Annotated in this window: 22 protein-coding genes; 13 read left to right on the top strand and 9 right to left on the bottom strand. The window is 51.1% G+C overall.

The features are described 5' to 3' along the window. The first annotated feature begins 120 nt into the window (after positions 1–120). Positions 121–597, top strand: coding sequence for a hypothetical protein (locus PsW64_RS19230; RefSeq protein WP_153042398.1), 477 nt, complete (start codon positions 121–123; stop codon positions 595–597). Here the strand turns inward: PsW64_RS19230 and PsW64_RS19225 are convergent. Then, entirely contained in the window at positions 594–1,493 is a 900-nt protein-coding gene (locus PsW64_RS19225) for a LysR family transcriptional regulator (protein ID WP_063304611.1), read from the bottom strand. The two genes, PsW64_RS19230 and PsW64_RS19225, sit on opposite strands and share 4 nt — an antisense overlap. A 120-nt stretch (positions 1,494–1,613) precedes the next feature. On the opposite strand from PsW64_RS19225, the gene PsW64_RS19220 reads away from it, so the two are divergent. Further along, on the top strand, positions 1,614–2,336 hold the full coding sequence (locus PsW64_RS19220) for an SDR family oxidoreductase (RefSeq protein ID WP_063304610.1): 723 nt from the start codon (positions 1,614–1,616) through the stop codon (positions 2,334–2,336). A gap of 88 nt (positions 2,337–2,424) precedes the next feature. Here the strand turns inward: PsW64_RS19220 and PsW64_RS19215 are convergent, their stop codons facing one another. Further along, positions 2,425–3,663, bottom strand: a complete 1,239-nt coding sequence (locus PsW64_RS19215; RefSeq protein WP_063304609.1) for a serine hydrolase domain-containing protein — start codon at positions 3,661–3,663, stop codon at positions 2,425–2,427. Between the two features lie 214 nt (positions 3,664–3,877). Here PsW64_RS19215 and PsW64_RS19210 point away from each other — a divergent pair, with 214 nt between their 5' ends. Continuing rightward, positions 3,878–4,231, top strand: a complete 354-nt coding sequence (locus PsW64_RS19210) for a hypothetical protein (protein ID WP_063304608.1) — start codon at positions 3,878–3,880, stop codon at positions 4,229–4,231. A 29-nt stretch (positions 4,232–4,260) separates the two neighbouring features. Here PsW64_RS19210 and PsW64_RS19205 read toward each other — a convergent pair whose 3' ends face one another. Continuing rightward, the gene (locus PsW64_RS19205) at positions 4,261–5,112 is read right to left on the bottom strand and encodes an AraC family transcriptional regulator (RefSeq protein WP_063304607.1); all 852 of its coding nucleotides are present in this window, start codon (positions 5,110–5,112) and stop codon (positions 4,261–4,263) included. 369 nt (positions 5,113–5,481) lie between these two features. On the opposite strand from PsW64_RS19205, the gene PsW64_RS19200 reads away from it, so the two are divergent. Next, positions 5,482–6,318, top strand: a complete 837-nt coding sequence (locus PsW64_RS19200; RefSeq protein ID WP_063287820.1) for a ferredoxin--NADP reductase — start codon at positions 5,482–5,484, stop codon at positions 6,316–6,318. 74 nt (positions 6,319–6,392) lie between these two features. Here the strand turns inward: PsW64_RS19200 and PsW64_RS19195 are convergent, their stop codons facing one another. Further along, on the bottom strand, positions 6,393–7,553 hold the full coding sequence (locus tag PsW64_RS19195) for an aromatic ring-hydroxylating oxygenase subunit alpha (protein WP_063304606.1): 1,161 nt from the start codon (positions 7,551–7,553) through the stop codon (positions 6,393–6,395). A 91-nt stretch (positions 7,554–7,644) separates the two neighbouring features. Between PsW64_RS19195 and PsW64_RS19190 the strand changes: the two genes are divergently transcribed. Then, complete coding sequence (locus PsW64_RS19190; RefSeq protein ID WP_063304986.1) at positions 7,645–8,238, top strand: TetR/AcrR family transcriptional regulator; 594 nt, start codon at positions 7,645–7,647, stop codon at positions 8,236–8,238. Here PsW64_RS19190 and PsW64_RS19185 read toward each other — a convergent pair. Then, positions 8,235–10,016, bottom strand: coding sequence for an ABC-F family ATP-binding cassette domain-containing protein (locus PsW64_RS19185; protein WP_063304605.1), 1,782 nt, complete (start codon positions 10,014–10,016; stop codon positions 8,235–8,237). The two genes, PsW64_RS19190 and PsW64_RS19185, sit on opposite strands and share 4 nt — an antisense overlap. A gap of 288 nt (positions 10,017–10,304) precedes the next feature. Here PsW64_RS19185 and PsW64_RS19180 point away from each other — a divergent pair, with 288 nt between their 5' ends. Next, positions 10,305–10,538 carry a hypothetical protein gene (locus PsW64_RS19180; protein ID WP_063304985.1) on the top strand — a complete coding sequence of 78 codons (234 nt, stop codon included), beginning with the start codon at positions 10,305–10,307 and terminating at the stop codon, positions 10,536–10,538. Positions 10,539–10,546: 8 nt separating this feature from the next. On the opposite strand, the gene PsW64_RS19175 is transcribed toward PsW64_RS19180, so the two are convergent. After that, complete coding sequence (locus PsW64_RS19175) at positions 10,547–11,113, bottom strand: invasion associated locus B family protein (RefSeq protein WP_063304604.1); 567 nt, start codon at positions 11,111–11,113, stop codon at positions 10,547–10,549. 130 nt (positions 11,114–11,243) lie between these two features. Between PsW64_RS19175 and PsW64_RS19170 the strand changes: the two genes are divergently transcribed. Together PsW64_RS19170 and PsW64_RS19165 are read left to right on the top strand one after the other, a co-directional pair. Beyond that, the gene (locus PsW64_RS19170) at positions 11,244–11,597 is read left to right on the top strand and encodes a VOC family protein (RefSeq protein WP_063304603.1); all 354 of its coding nucleotides are present in this window, start codon (positions 11,244–11,246) and stop codon (positions 11,595–11,597) included. 112 nt (positions 11,598–11,709) lie between these two features. Continuing rightward, on the top strand, positions 11,710–12,096 hold the full coding sequence (locus PsW64_RS19165) for a hypothetical protein (protein WP_063304602.1): 387 nt from the start codon (positions 11,710–11,712) through the stop codon (positions 12,094–12,096). Between the two features lie 29 nt (positions 12,097–12,125). On the opposite strand, the gene PsW64_RS19160 is transcribed toward PsW64_RS19165, so the two are convergent. Beyond that, complete coding sequence (locus tag PsW64_RS19160) at positions 12,126–13,388, bottom strand: multidrug effflux MFS transporter (protein ID WP_063304601.1); 1,263 nt, start codon at positions 13,386–13,388, stop codon at positions 12,126–12,128. Between the two features lie 303 nt (positions 13,389–13,691). On the opposite strand from PsW64_RS19160, the gene PsW64_RS19155 reads away from it, so the two are divergent. Then, positions 13,692–14,933 (top strand): glycosyltransferase family 39 protein, encoded by a 1,242-nt coding sequence (locus PsW64_RS19155; protein ID WP_063304600.1) that lies wholly within the window; start codon positions 13,692–13,694, stop codon positions 14,931–14,933. A gap of 8 nt (positions 14,934–14,941) precedes the next feature. Here PsW64_RS19155 and PsW64_RS19150 read toward each other — a convergent pair whose 3' ends face one another. After that, positions 14,942–15,391 (bottom strand): GtrA family protein, encoded by a 450-nt coding sequence (locus PsW64_RS19150; protein WP_063304599.1) that lies wholly within the window; start codon positions 15,389–15,391, stop codon positions 14,942–14,944. Continuing rightward, positions 15,391–16,869: a UbiA family prenyltransferase gene (locus tag PsW64_RS19145; protein ID WP_082831162.1), complete on the bottom strand. Its 1,479-nt coding sequence runs from the start codon at positions 16,867–16,869 to the stop codon at positions 15,391–15,393. The genes PsW64_RS19150 and PsW64_RS19145 overlap by 1 nt, the downstream gene beginning before the upstream one ends. Before the next feature lie 498 nt (positions 16,870–17,367). Between PsW64_RS19145 and PsW64_RS19140 the strand changes: the two genes are divergently transcribed. The 4 genes from PsW64_RS19140 (at position 17,368) to PsW64_RS19125 (ending at position 21,821) form a co-directional block, all read left to right on the top strand. Continuing rightward, complete coding sequence (locus tag PsW64_RS19140; protein WP_063304598.1) at positions 17,368–18,996, top strand: peptide ABC transporter substrate-binding protein; 1,629 nt, start codon at positions 17,368–17,370, stop codon at positions 18,994–18,996. 94 nt (positions 18,997–19,090) lie between these two features. Next, a complete protein-coding gene (gene oppB, locus PsW64_RS19135; protein ID WP_057463860.1) occupies positions 19,091–20,014 on the top strand; it encodes an oligopeptide ABC transporter permease OppB in 924 nt (307 codons plus the stop codon). Between the two features lie 11 nt (positions 20,015–20,025). Continuing rightward, positions 20,026–20,955, top strand: a complete 930-nt coding sequence (locus PsW64_RS19130; protein ID WP_193757828.1) for an ABC transporter permease subunit — start codon at positions 20,026–20,028, stop codon at positions 20,953–20,955. An 11-nt stretch (positions 20,956–20,966) separates the two neighbouring features. Next, entirely contained in the window at positions 20,967–21,821 is an 855-nt protein-coding gene (locus tag PsW64_RS19125; protein ID WP_063293031.1) for an ATP-binding cassette domain-containing protein, read from the top strand. Positions 21,822–21,823 lie beyond the last annotated feature (2 nt).

Here is a 21,823-nt window from a genome sequence, read left to right as displayed (position 1 = left end):
CTTCAGTGGATCCAGAGTTGGATAACTCCTTGTCTTTCGGAGAGGTCACCACCACTCCTCACCATTTTTGAGGCTATCAGCAAAACAACCTCAGCAATTCTTATGGGTGTCATCCTTTTCATGTGCCCGTTACCTTTTGCAGATCGTCCTGAAGAGGCCCACGACTTGCAAATCAAGCTCCCCTTAAGCACTCTCGCAATCACTCTTCCCCTCCTGGCAGGGTGCGTTTCTGATGAAGAGCGCCTGCCACAGGCCTATTCACCCTCCATCGAGATTCCACCGGGGGCAACGCTGATTACGGTCAACACCACGCCTGATGGTGCCTTCTGTTTTCTGGAAGGGTATCGCTCATCCATCTTTGTAAAGCACACGCCCGGCCCAATGGTTGTTCCTGCCGGATTTGAGAGCAGAAATCTCATTTGCGAGTTGAAAGGCTACAAAACCACGCAAGGCGCTGCACTCCCCGGCCCACCACCGCCAGATGGTGACAAGATCATCATCCAGCGTGTTTTCATTCCGGTTGGCGTGAACGTTCCCAACTCCAGCCCCGCAGGCGCGGTTGTGCCAGATGGCTTTGTTGGCACCTACCGCCGCTAACCCAGCACCGCCTCATAGCGGGTTTTGAAGTTGGCTGTGAGGTAATTCATCAATTCCCGCACCCGGTGCAGTTGGTGCCGTGTTGGCGGGCTCACCAGCCAAAGCGGTGTTGTCTGCTTCCAGCCGGACAGCATTTCCGTCAGCTCGCCGCGTTTGATGAGTGCATCGGTGTAAACATCGGCAAGGCGTGCAACACCCAAGCCCGCAGCTGCTGCCTGACACATGACGCGGCCATTGGAGATCTGGAATCCTTTTTCCGCCTGCACCACAATGCGCTCTTGTCCGCGCGTGAAAATCCATTCCTGCACACTGCCGGAAATGAAAGGAAGGCCTTTGAGATCAGAAGGGTGGCGGATTTTGGAATGAGCTACCACAAAGGACGGGGACGCCACATAGCGTGTTGTGATGGTATATAGCTTGCGGGCAATCAGGGTGCTATCTTCTAAATCTCCCATCCGCAACACAAGATCGTAGTCGGTCTCCAGCAAGTCTTCCCGGATGCTGGAAAAATCCAGTTTCACCTCAATCCCCGGATTGGCGTGCTGATACTCAATCACCAGCGGTGCAATCAGCTCCTCCCCAATCAATCCGCCCACAGCGTTCATACGAATGGGGCCCGTCAGGCTGTCCGTCGCCTGCGATGCCAAATCAGATGCATCTTCAATCTGCTTCACGCCGGTGCGGCACATTTCATAGTAACGCTCACCAATTTCAGTCAGGCGCAGTTTGCGGGTGGTTCTAAACAACAGCTGCACATCCAGCTGCTCCTCCAACTGGCTCACCTGTTGGCTTAAACTTGCTTTTGAAAGACCCGTTTCATCAGAGGCTAAGGTAAAACTGCCATGTTCTGCCACAGCCAGAAACGAGCGAAGGCCATTCCAGTAGATATTGTTCATTTCAGCCTAACAATCATTTCGGATTACCCATATTTATCAGCGTGATCATTTTTGTACAATCGCCTCAACACAACGCAAGTTCATCTTGCTCAAGAAAAGCTAACTAGGCAGGAAAACAAAATGACAAAGCCACTTATCATTATCACTGGCGCAAGTTCCGGCATTGGTGCAGCGATTGCGAAGTCTTTCAGCGCAGCTGGGCATCCACTTCTTCTGCTTGCTCGCCGGGTTGAGCAGATGGAAGCTCTGAGTCTTCCAAACACACTGTGCCGCGGCGTTGACGTCACCAGCCGTGAGCAGCTGATTGCAGCTGTAAAGGAAGCAGAAGAGAAATTCGGCCCTGCAGACGCACTCGTCAACAATGCTGGCTGCATGCTGCTGGGTGATCTGTCCGTTCAGGATCCAACTGAATGGGACCGCATGATCGACCTGAATGTGAAGGGTGTTCTCAATGGCATCCACGCAGTTCTGCCAGGCATGAAAGCGCGCAAGGGCGGCTCCATCATCAACGTCAGCTCCATTGCAGGCCGCAAAACATTCCCGGCACACGCAGCTTACTGCGGCACCAAGTTTGCCGTTCACGCCATCAGCGAAAACCTGCGTGAAGAAGTGGCAGCAGACAACGTGCGCGTCATGACCATTGCTCCAGGCGCTGTGCAGACTGAATTGCTGTCTCACACCACCTCTCAGGACATCATTGATGGTTACGAGCAGTGGAAGAAAGAAATGGGCGGCGTGCTGGACCCACAGAACGTAGCTGACACTGTGCTGTTCGTTTACCAGCAGCCACAGAACGTCAACATCCGCGAAGTTCTGCTTGCAGCAACAGGCCAGCCTGCATAACGCAGAGCAACCGAGTTTTTGCAGAAGCCGGCTCTCTCCCTGAGCCGGCTTTTTCTATGGAGCGAATTCTTATCAATCAGAATGCGTTTTAAGAGTTCGGCACGTCGCTCAAATGACGGGCGATGGCCTGAAACAGCGCGATCGACTTCATCTTCACCATCTCCTTATCGCGTTGATAAGAAGGATAGGTCGAGGTTTTGGCGATCACCACATTTCGAGCCGGGTTGATGTAGAGGAACTGGCCGTGAATACCGATTGCGGTGAAATCACCTTGATCGGATTCCAGCGGCAGCCACCACTGGTACTTATAGCCAAGCGGTGAGGGGCTCTGCGGATTGTTGTAACCGGGCATCAAGCGCGGCTCATCCGGCGTGACCGATGTGTTGATCCACTCTTCCGACACGATGCGCTCGCCTTTGTGGTTCAAACCACCACGCTCCAGCACCATCCCAACCCGTAGCATATCACGCAGGCGAATGTTCACCCCGCCAAAGACAACCGGTTCACCTTCCTGATCCACCATGATTTCAGCAGAGGATTCAGCGCCAATCCTGGACCAGAGCTTCTCGTTGAACCACTCTTTGTAAGGTTTGCCGGTCGCCCCACGCAGCACCCAGCCCACAACGTGTGTATCAATGGAGGAATAGCGATTGTAGGTGCCTGGCTCCAGTTCACGCGGCACATCCTTGGTGAACTCATCCTGAGAACCCAGCAGGATTGCGACGACAGACTGGACGATGTCTGAATTCAGATCGGCGTAGTTCTCATTCCAGCGGACACCCGACGACATTTCCAGCACGTCCTTCAGACGAACACCGTCATAAGCCGTACCCTTGAGCTCCGGCACATACTTGACGACCTGATCTTCCACACTCTCGATATGCCCTTCATCCAGCGCCACCCCAACAAGGATGGAGGCCATGGATTTGGACACGGACATCTGAATGGCATGGGTCTCAGCGGTGTTCCCGCGATCATAATACTCATGGATCAGCTTACCATTGTGCATGATGGCAAGGCCGGTGGTGTGAGAATCCAGAATGTAATCTGCTGTAGAGGCTGCTTCGCCCTTATACATAAAGGTCGCTGGCATCGGTGATGCCTGATGCGCCCGCGGCAACTCATAGGTCTCATCTGGCGCTTTTACAGAGGTACTGGAATACTCTTTGTAAAGCGACCTGAATTTCTGATCGATGTTCTCAGGTTTGAATGCATCCGCATAAGCCATCACGGCACGGATCTCGGCAATGTCTTGCCGGAAGTAAAAAGCCCCCGCCGCAAGCAACAGCACAACGGCCAGAACACCCCAGCCAATCTTCTTCAACATGACGTCCCCCCATTCGCGGTGAAAGGTCAAAACCTCCAGAGCGAACCCAAACCTTACGCATAGGTTAATCGCTTGTAAAGCGAGCCGCCGGCAACTTAAGAGCGGTGTATTACCCAATTAAACGCAATTAAAACATAAGCGCTCACACAACCTTTGCGGGTTTCCTGTTTAATGGCTGCGACCTTCTTTTCTCCAAGTGGTGGGAGCAACTGGTATGCAGACAAAAGCAAAAACAACCCTTCTTGCACTGAGTTTCCTCGTTTTTTCAGCAGGTTACGGCCTCGCGCAAATCAACAACTTTGCGGATGATCCTGTCGCAAACGAAAACGCCAATCCCTTAAAGTCAGAATACCCCGATATCGTGAGCCCGGTCTCTGATTGTCCCGACATCGCAGAAAAATACCGCACCGGCGGCGCTGGCGCTGATCCACTGGGGTATCCGCCGAATTTTGGTTTCACCAACATGTCCGCCGCTGATCAGGAGGCTTGCATCAAGGAAATCAACAAGGATGGCAACATCAATGAGAAGCAGGAAACCCAGGAAGAGAACAACATCCTGCAGAATTGAGGGCAAGCTTGTGCTTCTCTAAGAGATTGTTATTGCAGCGGTAAATAGATCTCGACAACGAGATCTTCAGGAGCTGTGTTGGTTGGGCTGTTCCAAAACACCTCATAACACGGATGGTCCGCGGCCTCTTCACCCGAGTTCGGCAGCCACACACCATAAAGGTAACAGAAAGCCGCCTGCAAACCTGCATACGGCCCCTGATGGCGCAGCACGGCACAGCGACCTTCTGGAATGCTATGTGCTTCAAGTCCCTCAGTATTTTCAAACTGCGGCGGAACAACAGCCCCCACACGAGAGCGTAATTCATTTGGTGGAACGATTGAAGGATCATCATAATAAATGCCAACAAACGGCCCACATTTACGGATCACACCACGAGAAGACAGCATCGCAGCTAACTTACTGAAAACTATACCCATGTCAGAGTAGGGACCGTGATGATAAAGGACCTGCAATGTCTTTTCAGGCACATCTCTGATTTCCACCGGATGCATTGAGAAGATACCGTTTTTTTCCGAGGCAACCGCAGGAGCAACGCTTTTATCCTCACGGAACTGACCGGGCGCAACGCCATACTCTCCCTTAAACGCACGAGAAAAACTCTGTGCACTCGGGTAGCCATATCTCTCCGCAATCTCGGTAACAGCTTGTTTTGTTTGAACAAGATCTAACGCGGCTCTATTCAACCGGATGCGGCGGATTGAGCTCGCCAGCGTTTCACCGCGCATACTCTGGAAAACACGATGCCAGTGAAAGCGCGACATGCAGGCAACATCAGCCAATGCATCAAGGCTAAGATCACCATCCAGATTTTTATAGATGTATTCAAGAACACGCAGCATTCGCTTCTCATAGGCTGCCTTGTTCTGCTCCGCTTTCACGCCCTGCTTCCTCTGTCTGTTGTCATTTCCACCCTTACAACACAGGGAGAGTGAACATATCTTGCTATTTTGACCTTTAAGCAGGCGAGTTGAGGTGATTCATGAGCAAACCGAGGCAATCATTACTGGCGGCTTGCTTTGAGTAGTTCCACCTATTGCTGCATTCACTTACCAACTCATCTTACACGCTTTCTTTCAGAAACTGACAGTTCTTTGAGCCCCGACGGTGACTTAGTCACTTTCACGAGCAAATTTCTGAAATTTTACTTATAAAACGGTTGCTTTTCGGACCTTGGCTCGGATAAAGCGGAGGCAACAACTGGCCAAGTATCGGGCTATGGCCTAATCAAAACAATCTAAGGATTGCAAATGACCGACGCAGCGTTGGCCCCAGCTCCTGTGCTTGATCAGGAAGCCAAGACCGAATTTCCTATTCCAGCAAACGTATTTGCTGAAAAAGTAGTGTCCGTTAAACACTACACTGACCGCCTGTTTAAATTCCGCATCACGCGCCCAAGCTCTTTCCGTTTCCGCTCTGGCGAGTTTGTCATGATCGGCCTGCCAAATGCTGAGAAGCCGGTTTTCCGCGCATACTCCATTGCAAGCCCATCCTGGGATGAAGAGCTGGAGTTCTTCTCCATTAAAGTTCAGGACGGTCCGCTGACTGAACATCTGCAGAAGATTCAGCCAGGCGACACCGTTCTTATGCGTAAGAAGCCGACCGGCACGCTCGTAAATGACGCCCTGATCCCAGGTCGTCGTCTTTACATGTTCTCTACCGGTACAGGCGTTGCACCGTTCGCATCCTTGATCCGCGATCCAGAAACCTATGAGAAGTTTGAGGAAGTTATTCTGACCCAGACTTGCCGCGAAGTGAATGAACTCACCTACGCGAAGGAATTGGTTGAGGAAGTGAAGAACGATCCACTCGTTGGTGAATTTGCCGCTGGTAAACTGCGCCTGCACACAGCAGCGACCCGTGAGCCATATCCTTGTCAGGAACGCATCACCACTCTGATCGAAAACGGCAAGCTCTTTGAAGACCTTGGCGTGCCAAAGCTTGATTCTGCGATTGACCGCGGCATGATCTGTGGTTCTATGGAAATGATCAACGACACCAAGGCGATCCTTGAAAAGCATGGCCTTGAAGAAGGTTCCAACGCAGCCCCATCCACATTCGTGGTTGAGCGCGCATTCGTTGGCTAAGCCTTTTGCTTCTGAATTTTGCGAAAAGCCCGCTGTTCATTCAACGGGCTTTTCTTTTGTCTGCACTTTGCAATTTATGCCTCTTCCGTCACTTTCATTGCCTCTTCAAGGACTTGATTAAAGCGATCAAGTGCCCCCTCAAAACGACCGAATGTCAGATGCGTGTTGGCGCCGGAGGCAAACCCTTGCTGAATCTCTTCGCCCAACTCAAAATCTTCAATGAGGGTCGTTGAGGTGATCGCCTGATTGCGGACCCAATGCTTCTGCATTTCATCAGTTTGCGGCATGGAATTTGGGACCAGTGTCGCCAAGCGAACCCGCGTACGGTCAACGGCCAGCGGTTCACAATGCACCCAAACGATATGGTCTTGCTGAACAAGCAGCTGTGTTCCCGGCAAGACAGAATAGATGATGTTGGCGTGCTCACGAAGTCTCCATTCTTCCTGAGGTTTATCTCTCAGTTCAAACAGAGTGATGCGCGGTAACACGGACCGCATGTTCCCTCCCAACATCTGATAGCTGGACAGGTTCTCCGGAAAGTACGGGCCAATTGTTTTGCGATGGGCTACGCGGAAATGATAGGCTTCGATCCCACCTTCAATCAGCGTCTTCCAATTGGCAGCAATTTCGAAGGTTTCTTCAACCGCAATCCGGTGATCTGCAAGCTTCAGCCAAGACAGGTCATCGGAGAGCGGAGCGAGGCTCTGCTGGATTTCCTGCACATTTGTGGCATTCGGATCAGCGATAATCCAAATAAAACCATGGGCTTCCAGAACTGGAAGTTCCTTCAGGCCATATTGAGAGCGATCCAGATCCGGAAAGCCTTGCTGCTCCTGCGGCACCGCTACCAAGTCGCCTTGGTTGGACCATGTCCATGCATGGTACGGGCAGGAAAACCTTTGTTTACAGCCAGTTCCCTCTCTCACCAGCTTAGCACCACGGTGGCGGCACACGTTGAGGAACGCATGAGCTTTGCCCTTGGCATCTCTGGTCAGAAGAACAGGCCGTCCGGAAACGGATCGACTAAGGAAAGCGTTTGCTTCTGACAGTTCTGCTGATTGCGCAGCGGCGACAGGCTTGCTGCGAAACAAAGCGGTCATTTCCTGAGCAAAGCGATCAGAACAGTTGTAACGCGTCACCGGGGAGTGCGTGACTTTCTCATCCAGAAACTTTTCATTTCTGGCATCCAAACCAAGCAACTCCGCAATCAAGCTAATTTCTTCATCCCGTGTCATGGTAAATCCTCCACTTACCGATCGGTAAGTATAAACTTACCACTTGGTAAGTTGTCAAGTTTATCCTATACAGATGGAAAGGGAGCAGGATTTGGATCAGCACGCAGAAAGCCCCAGAACACGTTACATCACAACAGCAAGCGCGGTCTTCGCACAGAAGGGCTATCACGCTGCAAGCCTCGCAGGCATTGCAGACAGGCTCGGCGTGACCAAACAGGCACTGCTTCATTTCTTCAGCTCAAAGGCTAGGCTTTATGAGGAGGTGCTGAGCGCGCTTTCTGATCGGCTGCTGCGCTCAATCGAAAACGTCGAGGGGACTACGCCAGAAACCAAGTTACGCACATTCTTCCTCCAGCTCTCAGAGGATGCGCTTTGCAATGTGGAGGACACGCAGCTGGTCGCCCGAGCTCTGCTGGATGCCCAGACCACCTCCGAAAACTGGCCAATGAAACCATTTCTGGATGCTCTGGGCGCGCTGGCTCACAAGACGAAGCGATGGTCAAAAGCCTCAGATGCTGAGCTCTTTTGTTGGATTTACCAGCACATAGGTTCAATCCAACATTTTGCTATCTCACAGACCACACTCAAGGGCATGTATGGAAAAGAAGCTTTCGACGTGCTGAAGGAGACGCATCAGGCACAACTCCGTGCGGCTCTTGCTGATCTGGAGGAAGACCCAGCTTAGCCGTTCAACTCAAGCTGCTCGTGAATTTGAGCAATCTCATCTTTCCATTGCACTTGCAGGTGAGGGGACTGCCGGTTAGGCCGCCGTGCCAGATCCGCTTCCATCAGCGTTTCCAACTCAATCAACCGCTCTAGCAGTTCATCTTCACCGGAATGATCTGTTTCAGGCGTCGTATCCTCAATTGTCGTCTCAACAGCAGACTGCTCAATGGCAGCAGCTTTGACGGCTTTCACCTGAACTTCTGCGATCAACGCATACGCGGCATTCGCATCATTGACTTCCTGCAGACGCCCATTTTGCACGACCCAGAACCGGTTACACGTCGCTTCCACCAGATGCCTGTCATGCGAGACCAACAAGAATGAACCGTTAAACGACTGAAGTTGGTTTGAAAGCTCATTACGCCCGTAAAGATCCAGATGGTTGGTCGGCTCATCAAGCATCATCAGATTGGCCTGCACCTGAGACAGAGAGACAAGCAACAGACGCGCGCGCTCACCGCCGCTCAATTGAGAGACTTTCTGCGCCAACTGATTGTATTTGAAACCAGCCGCAATAATGGTCTTCTCGCAATCAGGAACTCGCAGATCCACCCCAAGAGCCTCTCCGACTGACACCATCCCCTCAACCAGATTAGCTTCCCCTGGAAGCTGTTGAAGTGTCTGATCATAAAACGCAATCCGGCATCGCGGATGGACTCGCACGTCGCCTGCATCGCTCGCCCGCTTCTCCCAGCAGCAGCGCAACAGGCTGGATTTACCCGTCCCGTTCGCGCCCATAACCGCAATCCGGTCACCGGGCCGCACAGCAATGTCATCGACGTTGTATAGGAACACATCCGCCACAGGCGGCGTCACGGTCAGGTCGTTCAACTGAACCAGCCGGTCGGCCTGAATTTGCTCTCCGGCAATGGAAAGGTTCCATGGATAAGCCTCGACGGCATCAGTCTGGTCGTCCTTCATGCGGTCAACCATCTTTTCCATGGACTTGGCTTTGCGTGACAGGTCCTCGTTGTCGAACGTTCGCCCCCAATCCGCGAGGCGTTTGGCACTGGCCTCAACGCGCTTGATCTCTTTTTCCTCAGAGTCTCGTCGTGCGATACGTGCTTGGGTCAAAACTTCATGTTCTGCCAGGGCCTTCGTGCAGGGCAGGTCAAAGGCATTTAGTTTGCGATCCTGAAGAATCCATGTGCGATTGGTGACGGAATCGAGCAATGTTGCGTCATGTGAGATCATTAGAAAGCTGCCCTTCCACGATTTCAGGAAGCTTTCGAGCCACATGATTGTTGGCAGGTCCAAGTGGTTGCTTGGCTCATCCAGCAACAACAAATTCGGCTCAATCATCAAAGCACGTGCCAGCATGAGGCGTGTCATCTGACCACCGCTGAGATCCTTACAAAGCACTGTGGACTGGTGAGGCTCGAACCCCATTTCCGGCAGCATCACATCCACCTTCCAGTCCATCCAGTCGCGCTTATCCTTTGGCAACGCCTCACGAACAGCCTCAGCCAGCGTTAGTTCCATCAGTTGTTTGGGAAGATGCTGCTCAACACAGGAAACGACAGCAGCACGGGAGACCGAGATGCTGCCCTCGCTAGGCTCACCGCGACCAGCAAGGATGTTGAGAAACGTCGACTTACCGCATCCGTTGTGGCCTACCAGCCCAATCCGGTCGCCTGCATTAAGCCCGAAGGAGAGATTTTCAAACAACACACGCTCAGGCGAATGCTGCCAAAGACCACTGCCGGTTATCAATGGATTGCTACTGGACTTCGCCATGGGACCGTGCCTCCCAACACATAAAACACTAGGAAACGGATTAGAGAAAAATTACGCAGCTTCCAAGAGGGCGAGAGGTGTAATACAGCAAGGGCACTTCAACTTATGGGAGAACAGAGGATTTCACGTCACACATAATCACAAAAAACAGTGTGAATCCCTTGAATAACCGCTGTAAACTAGGGGATCTTGCTCACATGTGGTTTGCAGAGCTGTTCTACATTGCAGAAAAGACTGATGGCGTGTCACCGCCATAAAATCCTGGATTTGAAAGAACAGAAACCTCACATGACGACCTCTATGCAACCCTCATCAAACCCCAAGCAGAGCATTGGAGTGGTGTTCTCAGTTGCCGCATCCGCGCTTGCTCTTACAGCAGCAATTGGCCTTGCCTATCTTGCAGATCCAAACCCGGCTTCAAAGCTGCATCTTGCCAACACTGAAGTCTCACATTGCACCGTTGCCGGCGCTACAGCTGTTTTGGGTCTTCGTAGTGAATGGAACTGCATTGCTGCGCAGTGATCAGCAGCTTACTTTGAGTTCTGCGCTCGCATCTCGTTGTAGGCTTTTGTAAAACCGGTGGCTGAAAAGTTGATACCAACCTTTTTGCCTGCTCTGGACATCATCACAAACCGTCCTTGATCTTTTGCAGCTTTCATCGCATTGATGAAGGCCTCTTCGGTTTTGCCTTCAATCACACAGCCTTGCGCCATACAGCGATTGACCCGTGCAACCGCCTGAAAATCACCGATGTTCACGCCAACACCCGGAGCCAAAAGAAAGTCGAGCGGCAATACATATTGCACCATATCGCTCTTTTCTTTCGGACTGTAGGTGAGTGTCATCAGCAGAATATTCTGACCACTTTCATTATGAACCACACGCTGCTTAATCTGGCAGCTCATGTCATTCACGGCGGGGTCATAGCACTCCAGCATCCAGTCTCCGTGTTGCTGCGTGGTGACCTTGGGACTGCTGGCAACAGCCGCATCGCCTTTGGGGGCTGATTGAGCAAAGCCCGGCGTCGCACCAAGAAAAGCAACAACTCCCAGAGCAAGAGTTGCAATTGTACGAAGGGGAAAACCAAAAATCTTCATTTGAATATCTTGCTTGCAACCATAACGATAGGACTGAGTTATCTATCTCACCAAACTAGTTTTGTTGCAATATTGGAGATTTGCGGGAGGCCTTTTGGAAAGAGCCCCCTGTTTTCCCTAGGGATTTGAAATTATGAAATCTGGAAAAATCAATTACATCGAGTTGCCAGCTGGTGATCTGGAAGCCGTAAAGACATTTTACACCAATGCACTCGGTTGGACTTTCGAGGACTACGGCCCTGACTACGCTGCCTTCAATGATGGTGACTTCAATGGCGGTTTCTTCAAGGCAGACCTGTCGTCCTCCACCGCAAGCGGTGCGGCGCTTGTTGTGCTTTATGCCGAAGATTTGGAAGCACTGCAGGACATGCTGGTGAAGAACGGCGCAAAGATCTGCCGAGAGATCTTCACCTTCCCGGGTGGGCGCCGGTTCCATTTTCTTGACCCGAACAACAACGAGCTTGCTGTGTGGTCAGACAAATAGCAGGCGAAGGCATCGCTGACCTGCAATATTAGTGGGGGTGAATTGAGGGATTCACCCTTCTCTATGAATAGGCGTAGCTTCCAAGCGAAATCCAGTTTCTCAGGAGATTCGCGTGCGGTTCGCCAAAGCATCAGACGCCGGTCAGTTCAGCCCCCTCAGTTTTAAAGGGGCTTCCCTCGGAGCTTTCATTGCATCTGCAATGCTCCTCACCGGATGCCAATCCAATGTTTTTGGACCCGATCCGTCAAACCCTCCCTCTGATGCATATGTTGTTTCTATCGAAACCAAGCCATCTGGCGCGCAATGCATCTTGGATGGGTTTGCTGAAAACCTGCACGTGAAAAGCCCCGGCCAACTCGTCATTCCAAAGGAATACAAAGACGCGCAAATCGTGTGCACGAAGGAAGGCCACGAGGACGTTCGCGATGACTGGTACCCCGGTGCGGGCGTAGAAATGCCGTCTGTCTCCTGGGTCAGGACCCTTCCGAAGAAGCAGTAGTCCCTATCTTCCGAACATCTTAGCAGCGCTTAGGCGCTGACTTCAGCTGAGGTCGTGTTTGACAACGCGATCTTTTCTGCTTTCTGCACCCTTGCGCCAATAACCACCAGCACAAGTGCGATTCCGCCAAAAACGCAGAACGCAAAGGACAAGGGCAGCAAGGTCTGATCGTAGAAACGGCCAACAATCACAGAGAGGATGAGCGCAATAAACGTGGTGGTCGCGCCAACCAACGTTGCAGCCAGGCCAGCGATATGCCCGAGAGGCTCCATGGACATGGCGTTCAGATTTCCGTTCAACATCGGCTGACAAAAGAACGCCAGCGAAAGATAGGTCATGAACAACCACAGATCAGGCGTGGTATCAATGAGGAGCAGATACATCGCAAAGCTGAGGCTGGTGACAATCTGAATTGTCAGCGCAGCACGGCACATGTTCTGCAAGCCGATACGTCTGACAATACGGCCATTGACGATGGACGCCATGCCAAACACAACGGCAATTCCGGAGAAATAGAGCGGGAATGTTTCGTGGACGTTGAAAATATCTGCAAACATCGGCTGAGCAGTGCTCAGATACGTCATCATCGTACCAAAAACAAAGCCTGAAGCCGCGGTATAATACAGCGTCGCCTTATGGCTTACGACTTCTTCAAGACCTTCCCAAAGCACTCTGGGCGTGATTACCCGGCGATTTTCCGGTTTCAGTGTTTCCGGCTGACGCATTGCCAGCCAGATGCAGCCAACAGACGCCATAATCAGCATGATGACAAAGATCGCCCGCCATCCCGCAGCAAACAGGATGCCTTGACCAATCAACGGCGCTAATGTGGGCACAATAATAAACACTGCTGTTACAAACGACAGGATACGCGCCATCTCCGCGCCGACATACTTGTCGCGAACAATCGCCATAACGACCGTACGGTGAGCGCTGGCTCCGACACCTTGAAGCAGACGCCCGAATATCATCATAGGCAGTGATGTCGCCGTGGCTGCAAGCACAGCACCAATTGCGAAAACAACAGACCCTGCATAAACCGCCGGCTTTCTGCCAAAGCGATCAGAGACGGGACCAAAAACAAACTGACCCAAGCTTAATCCAAGAAACAGCGCAGAAATGATGAGCTGGACGTTGTTGGAATTTCCGACATTCAAATCTTTGCCGATGACTGAAAATGCCGGCAGCACGGCGTCAATCGAAAGCGCAGTCAAGCTGGTCAACGTAGCCATGAGGGCAACAAATTCAACCGTTCCCAGGCTCGCACCTGCGGTTTTCGGAGAGTCCGACATCTGGATATTCCTGTTTCAATCCTGGCAGTTTTGAAGGTTTATTTTTAAAAACCCAACACCATGGATCTACCGCGATTGCGGCATAGTCTGTGGGAGCAACATCTTTCACCTATCAGGCAACAAACGTGAAATCAAGAAATGAGATGAATTGTAATCAATGACGTTCCTTGAGGAGTTAGCACTGAGAATGTTTTTAGTGCGGTTCCTTTTGCCAGAACTTCGCACCAATTTGGGTCCTCTTATGCGCCTTTAAGAAGACACTAGGATTCTTGATGTTATTACTCTCCCATATTTGGGGGCATTATGATTTCGATTGACCGTTTTAGAGGCGCACTCCTCACAACAATTCTTGCTGGTTTGGTTTCCATTCTTCTGGCAGTCATTATTTTTCGCATGATTGGGGAGCAGCCAGAAACCAATTCTTACGCCTTACTTGCAGAGGCTTTTTTGCAAGGCCGCTTTGAGGCTTCGCGCTGCTTTGATCTGGACTGTGCGCTTTTCGAAGACAAGATCTTTGTCATATTCCCCCCCGTACCAGCCTTGATCGCTCTGCCATTTGTGGCGCTGTTTGGTGTAGGGTTTCATCACTTTATTGCTCTGGGGCTGATTTGCTTTTTCATTACCGGACTGGTGTGGTGGCAAATTACGCGCAACTACCAGACGGACTACCGACTGGCTCTATTGCTTGTCGCAGCGTTTCTTTTTGCAACACCGCTGCAATACACCGTGCTCCGCGCTGATGGTGTCTGGTTCTTTGCACAAGCCGTTGCTGCAATGTTGACGTCACTGGCACTCTGGTCAGCGCTCATCAAGAGAAATGCTTGGCTTGTGGGATTGTTTATCGGCCTCGCATTCCTCACCCGGCAGATGAGCATTCTTTACATGCCGTTCTTTTTTGTTCTGATGACGCCACCGGACAGGACCATCTTTGCAATCAATGCTGAGAGTATTGGGCGCCTGCTCAAACTCGCAGTCTTTCCTGCAATCGCAATAGGCATCTACTTTGCTTACAATTACGCCCGCTTCGGCGATCCTATGCAAACTGGGTATGCGTACATCTTCCCGCCAGAATGGGATGCTCTGGGTGATCCATCTGCGTCATGGATTGAGGATCGTGTTCAAGAGCTGGGCTTGTTCCATCGGGATTATCTGCTCTTCAACCTGATCCACTTCTTTGTGCAAGGGCCGGATATAGAGTTTTCAGGCAAGTATCTGACACAGATCAGCGGCTTTGGCGACAAGGGCATAGCGCTTTTCATCGGCGCCCCGTTCCTGCTTTACTTCTTCCTCGCCAAATGGAACCGGGAATACCTTTTTGCAGGGCTGACAATCGCTCTCATCGCAGGAGTGACACTCTTCTACCACTCCAACGGCTTTTCTCAGTATTCCGTGCAACGCTACGTGCTGGACTGGCTCCCGCTCATGATGCTCTTCGTTGTGCGCACCGTGCGACAAGACAACATTGGGATCTTCGCGATGCTTGTGGTGCAAGCCCTGTTTCTCAACGTCGCCATGCAAGCGCTTGCTTTTGCGGCAAACGGTTGAGCCAGGTTCTATCGGGATTTGCGGAAAGTGATCACCTTATGACCCATATAGTTCGTCACCGCTCCAACAGCGATGGCGACACCATGTGCGAGTGCTTGCGCGATAAAGAGCGGAAGGGTTGTCATGAGCATTGCATTTAAACCAACAGACAGCCCAAGCACGATGAGAGCAGAGAACAGGTTCACCCCAAGAAAGATCAGTACCTGTCGTTTGATGCTTTCGGGTTTCTGCGCCCCTACAAACACAAAATGCTTATAGAGGGTGTATCCAACACTCATTCCAATGAAATAAGCCAGCAACACCGCCAGCCAGAACGGCATGAACACAGACAGTGCAATCCGCAACAGCCAGTTTACAAAAGCAGCAAGACCACCAGCTAACAAAAAGCGGATGATCTGCCTGAACTCTGGGCTGGTGTCATAAGAAGATTTCAGCGCAGCAAGGCGATCGGCAACCATCAGATCAAATAACCTCCGAACCAGGCAAACAAGAACAGAATGGCCAGCATACCGCCAAGCACGAGGCTCTGCTTATCCTTTAACGCGAAGACCACAGGATCATCATTCAATTCCAGTCTCTGGCATTTCAGCCAGACACGACCAAGCCAAAGAAACAGAATGGGTGGCATGCCCCACAAAAGTACAGCTGCAGAATAAAAGTTTGCGTTGAACGCTTCATTGGTCAGGTAGAGCACCATAACCAGCGTTGCTGCCAATCCACTTGCCGAGCCGAGGGCAAGGAGCATCGGCAAATCTCTGTTTCGATACCCGCGCCCGGACATCTCCCCATTTGTGCCAGCCTCCACATGGCGACCAAGCTCCGTATGGCGTTTTGCCAAAGACAGCGAGAGGAACAAATACATGGAGAAGACAAAGAGCCAGGGGGAGGGCGGCACGTCAACCAGCGTCACACCAACCCCAAGACGCATTGTGAACAGCACCGCCAGCACAGCCGTGTCGAGCAAAGGTACCCGCTTCAGATAGAAGGAGTAGGCAACTGTTGTTACTAAGTAGGCGAAAAGACCCAACACGACAAAGGGGCCTAATGCCGCCGCGATGGCAAAGCTCAGAGCAAACCCCAAAGGGATGGCCAACATAGCATGGGCGATCTTCAGCTTGCCCGATGCCAACGGCCTTGCCTTCTTGCTCCAATGCTGACGATCTGCTTCAAGATCCCAAAGGTCATTCAACAAATAAGTGGAGCTTGCAAGAACGCCGAGAGCCACAAAGCCCAGCATTGCACTCGCCCATGCTTCAGGGTTCAAAGCCTGACCACCCAAAATAAGAGGCACAAAGAGCAGCGTGTTCTTTGCCCACTGGTGGAGGCGTAAACTCTTCAGGAGAGGCCGAAAAAGACCATCAGGTCTTGCAAAGGTCTTTTCGACCTCACCACATCGCATCGCTTTTTGAGATAAATTGTCGGAAGGGTGGACGATTAAGGAGCGGACAGCGCTTTTAAAGACAGGCAGATCGGAAATACTATCACCAGCATACGCAAAACCATCCGGAAACCTTTGTTCCAGATAGCTCGCTTTGTTGCCTGATTTCAGATTGATCTTGCCGTTGCTGGCGTGAACTTCATTAACAAAACCGAGCCGACTGGCAACTGCGATAGCCAGAACTTCATCAGCGGCAGTCGCCATATGAACGTCACGTCCTTTACCAGCTTCTGCACGAGCATAGGCAACAACATCTTCGTTCAGCGGCAAATTATCGATTTTTAAATCTACGCGAATGGCCAGTTGCTGTTTTACATAGGCGCGTCCGCGAAAGAGCCAATTAAAAACAACGAATAAGTTCAAAGGGTTTGATTTGAGGAACAGAATGAGTGCTTCAAAAAAGCAATCCGTCCGTATCAGCGTGTGATCAAGATCTAATATAAGCGGCAGTTGTAATTCAGGTTCCGCCGACCTCTGAAGTCTCTGAATATCTTCCATATGCCCCACCCGAAGACTCTGCCCGGCAAAGAGTATGGGTTATGAATACCTAACTAATTACTCTCAATTTTGGTTAATAGTGTCTGCGAATGATTCAGATGTTTTTTCTTGGAAATTTTATTGGACGCAAAACTACTTAAAAAGCTTACAAAGCCTAGGATTGTGCAAGGTTCCTAGCCAAACGATCTAGCTACATTTCCCCCAGGATATGATGCAGCGGGCATTTCTTGCGAAGAATACAATTGAATAAGAGAAAAACTACGTTAGAGTGCGTACCGGGATATGCGTATCTGCCAGCAGCGAGGGGAACTGAGCATAAAGCCACTCGTGGGGAGCTGCTAACAGGCGAAATAATTTCTATTTTGCGTTGCTCTCAGGAAAATATGCAATTTTTTGAGTTTGCCCTTCAATTGAGGTGAACTCTAGATCCTATTGAGAAATGTATCCAAGTCGGCGCTGTTGGGGAACAGGCGACCGATGTAGTGAGGAGATTCCTAGATGAAATTCAGCAAAAGCTCTCTTTTGGCGAGCGTAGTCGGCACCGCATTGCTATCTACCTCTGCATTTGCTGCGGGTGTTCATCCAGAAACAGGCGAGAAACTCGCTGACGACCAGACTTTCACATACCGTATTCTCGACGAGCACTCTTCTTTTGACCCACAGGTCAACGAAGACGTATCCGGCTCCGAGATCTCACGTAACTTGTTTGAAGGTCTTTACAGCCAGGACAACCTTGGCAACCTGGTACCAGGTGTTGCTCTGAGCCACACTGTTTCTGACGACAACCTGACTTACACGTTCAAGCTTCGCGACAATGCTAAGTGGTCTGATGGCAAGCCTGTAACTGCAGGTGATTTCGTATATGCATGGCGCCGTTTGGCGAGCCCGGAACTCGCATCTCCATACCAGTGGTATGCTGAGTTGATGTCCGTTGAGAATGCAGACGCCATCGTTAAAGGCGACATGAAGCCTGAAGAACTCGGCATCAAAGCTATTGACGATCACACTCTTGAAGTAAAGCTGACAAAGCCACTGCCTTACTTCACTGCAATGACCACACACTCCAGTACCTTCCCATCTCCTAAATGGGCAATCGAAGCACATGGAGCTGAGTGGACTAAGCCAGAAAACATCGTTTCTAACGGCGCTTATAAGCTGGTAAAGCACGTTCCGCAGGAAACTGCTATTATGGAGCGTAACACCAACTACTGGGACAACGAGAGCACAATCATCGACAAGGTTGAAACCCTTGTAATCAACGATGAAAACATCGCTCTGACCCGTTACCTTGCTGGCGAAACCGACCGCACCGAAGTTCCTGCAGGTCAGTTCCCACGTTTGAAGAAAGAGTATCCAGATCAGGCTGTGGTTTTCCCACGTCTCTGCTCTTACTACTACACCTTCAACCTGTCTGATTCCGGTCCGGAAGAGTTTAAAGATGTTCGTGTTCGCAAGGCACTGGCATACGCTCTTGACCGCCGCGTCATCACCGACGCAGTTCTTCAGGGCGGCCAGTTCCCAGCTTACACCTTCACTCCTGCTGTAACAGCTGGCTTTGAAGTTCCAAAAGTGGACTTCGCTGGTTGGTCCCAGCAAGAGCGTGATGCAAAAGCGAAAGAACTGCTTGAAGCTGCTGGCTTCACCAAAGACAACCCGCTTGAGTTTGACCTCGTTTACAACACTTCTGAAGGCCACAAGAAAATCGCTATTGCGATGACCCAGATGTGGAAGCAGAAGCTTGGCGTTAAAGTCAACATGAACAACATGGAATGGAAGACATTCCTGAACGAGCGTGGCAACCAGAACTTTGAGCTTGCTCGTGGTGCATGGTGTGGCGATTACAACGAAGCATCTACCTTCCTTGATCTGATGGATTCAGAATCCGGTTACAATGACGGTAAGTTTGTGAACGCTGAAGTTGATGAGCTGCTGTCAGGCGCAAAATCAACTGCAAACCCACAGCCAAACTACACTCGTATTGAAGAGATCATGTCTGCAGAAATGCCAGTCATTCCGATCTACCACTACACCAACGTTTACATGATGAACGCACAGTTGAAAAACTGGCCGATCAAAAACGCTGAGCAGAACTGGTACGCTAAAAACCTCTACAAGGTTGCGAAGTAATCCAGCAATCAAGAGCACCGGTGTCCCAGACGCCGGTGTTTTTGCATCTTTTTGTTGCTGAATCACCCGTTCTTCATACGAGACACTAATAACAATGCTCAGCTACATCCTACGAAGAGTGGCTATCGCAATTCCTACATTGCTGCTGCTCATAATAATCTCATTCTTGCTCATGCATGCGGCACCCGGTGGCCCATTCACATCCGAGCGTCCGCTCCCTCCTGCGGTTCTTGCCAACATTGAGGCCAAGTATGGCCTGAATAATCCAATATATGTTCAAATCGTCAACTATATTGGTGGAATCATTACAGAATTCGACTTCGGCCCATCCTTTAAGTACAAGGACCGAAGCGTAAATGACATCATCGCACATGGTTTTCCAGTCACACTGACCTACGGCTTCCTGTCGTTTGCAGTCGCAGTCATTGTTGGAGGCGCGCTAGGTATCGCAGCAGCGCTCAAACAGAACAGCTGGCTTGATTACTTTGCCGTTGGTGTTTCTATCGGTGCACAAGTGCTGCCTAACTTTGTTATGGCACCAATCCTTGTTCTGGTGTTCACGTTGTGGCTGGGCTGGTTGCCTGGTGGCGGCTGGAACGACGGACAGTGGAACCACCTGATCTTGCCGGTGATCGCACTTTCTACCAGCTACATGGCATCCGTTGCACGTTTGACGCGGTCCTCCATGCTGGAAGTGTTGCATACCAACTTTATCCGCACAGCCATGGCTAAAGGCCTGCCGTATAGAGTTATCATCTTCAAGCACGCGCTTAAGCCTGCTTTGCTGCCAGTCATGTCTTATCTCGGCCCTGCGTTCGTCTCCATGATCACAGGTTCCGTTATCATTGACATGTACTTCTCAACCGGTGGTATCGGCCAGTTCTATGTGAACTCAGCACTCAACCGAGATTACGCTGTGATGATGGGCATCACGATCCTCATCGGTGGTCTCACCATTCTCTTCAATCTCATTGTCGACATCCTGTACGCATGGGTCGACCCGAAGATTAGATATTGAGGGCTGAGCACATGATGGTAGATGTTCAAAAAATGGAGCAGTTGGCAGACAATCTGGCTGCTCAAGAAGAAGTCGTAGGGCGTTCTCTGTTCGCAGATGCCCGTCGCCGCTTTTTCAAAAACAAGGCTGCAGTGGTCAGCCTGATCCTTTTGTGCGGTGTATTCCTGTTCTCAACCCTCGGTCACATGATCGCAGTTTGGTCCAACGAAGAGATCGATTGGGGTATTCTGGGTCAGATCGCAGAGCTCGGCGCACCAAACCTCGAGAACGGTCACTATTTTGGGGCCGATGAACTTGGTCGGGATCTGTTCGCTCGTGTCATTCAGGGAACTCAGATCTCGCTAATGGTCGGCATCGTCGGCGCCTTGATCGCTGTTATCGTTGGCACATTGTACGGCGCGATCGCTGGTTACTCTGGCGGCAAAGTCGACAACGTGATGATGCGTATCGTCGATATTCTGCAGTCCATTCCTTACATGTTTGTTCTGATCCTGCTGCTGGTGGTGTTCGGGCGTTCAATCTTCATGCTCTTCGTGGGTATCGGTTTGATCTCCTGGCTCGATATGTCTCGTATCGCACGTGGACAGACGCTGACGCTGAAGAACAAAGAGTTTGTTGAGGCTGCAATCGCGACTGGCGTAAAGCCGATTACGATCATCCTTCGTCACATCGTGCCGAACCTTCTGGGTGTTGTGGTCGTGTACTCAACCCTTCTGGTCCCGCAGATGATCCTGACCGAGAGCTTTATTTCGTTCCTTGGTCTGGGTGTTCAGGAGCCTAACACCAGCTGGGGTGCGTTGATTGCTGAAGGCGCTGGAACAATGCAGTATGGCACGTTGTGGCAGCTGGCATTCCCAATGTTCTTCTTCATCATCACTCTGTTCAGCTTTTTCTTTATCGGCGACGGTCTGCGCGATGCGCTTGACCCTAAAGACCGGTAGGAGGTGAAATCGTGGCACTCTTGGATATCCAAAATCTACGGATCACCTACAACACTCCAGACGGAGTGGTAGAAGCCGTAAGAAACGTAAACCTGCAGATCGACAAGGGCGAGACCCTCGCGATCGTGGGAGAATCCGGCTCTGGTAAAAGCCAGACGGCCTTCGCGACCATGGGGCTTCTGCCTCATAATGCGCAGGTTTCCGGATCGATTAAGTATCAAGGTCAGGAGATCATCGGGCTTTCTCATGAGGGAATGAACAAGCTTCGCTCCAATGAGATCGCGATGATCTTTCAGGACCCAATGACCTCCCTAAACCCGTATTTGCGCATCTCGGACCAAATGGCTGAGACGCTCATTTACAACTCGCCAGACGGCAAGCGCATGAAGAAGAAAGATGCGATTGCAGAATGTGTGCGGATGCTCGAAGCGGTGAAGATCCCGAATGCAAAAAACCGCATTCATCTTTACCCGCATGAGTTCTCCGGCGGCATGCGTCAGCGTGTGATGATTGCAATGTCTTTGCTGTGTCGTCCAAAGCTGCTGATTGCAGATGAGCCGACAACCGCACTGGATGTGACCGTTCAGGCACGCATCATGGATCTGCTGGTGGAACTTCAGGAAGAGTTCCACATGGCGATTGTTCTCATCACCCATAACCTCGGCATCGTGGCTGGCTCCTGTGAGCGCACCATGGTGATGTACAAGGGTGAAGTGATGGAGCAGGGCTCTACCGTCGATATCTTCGGCAAGCCGAGCCATCCATACACGCAAGGTCTGCTGAGCGCTGTTCCACGTCTGGATCAGGACGAAGAACGTTTGGTTACGCTGGATCGCAGCTTTGAAACCCAAATGGCGGAGGGCTGATT

Origin of the sequence: Pseudovibrio sp. W64 (assembly GCF_001623145.1) — a bacterium.
Lineage (GTDB): Bacteria > Pseudomonadota > Alphaproteobacteria > Rhizobiales > Stappiaceae > Pseudovibrio.
The sequence above is the reverse complement of the archived record's forward strand: the minus strand, read 5'-3'. Positions and strand labels throughout refer to the sequence as shown.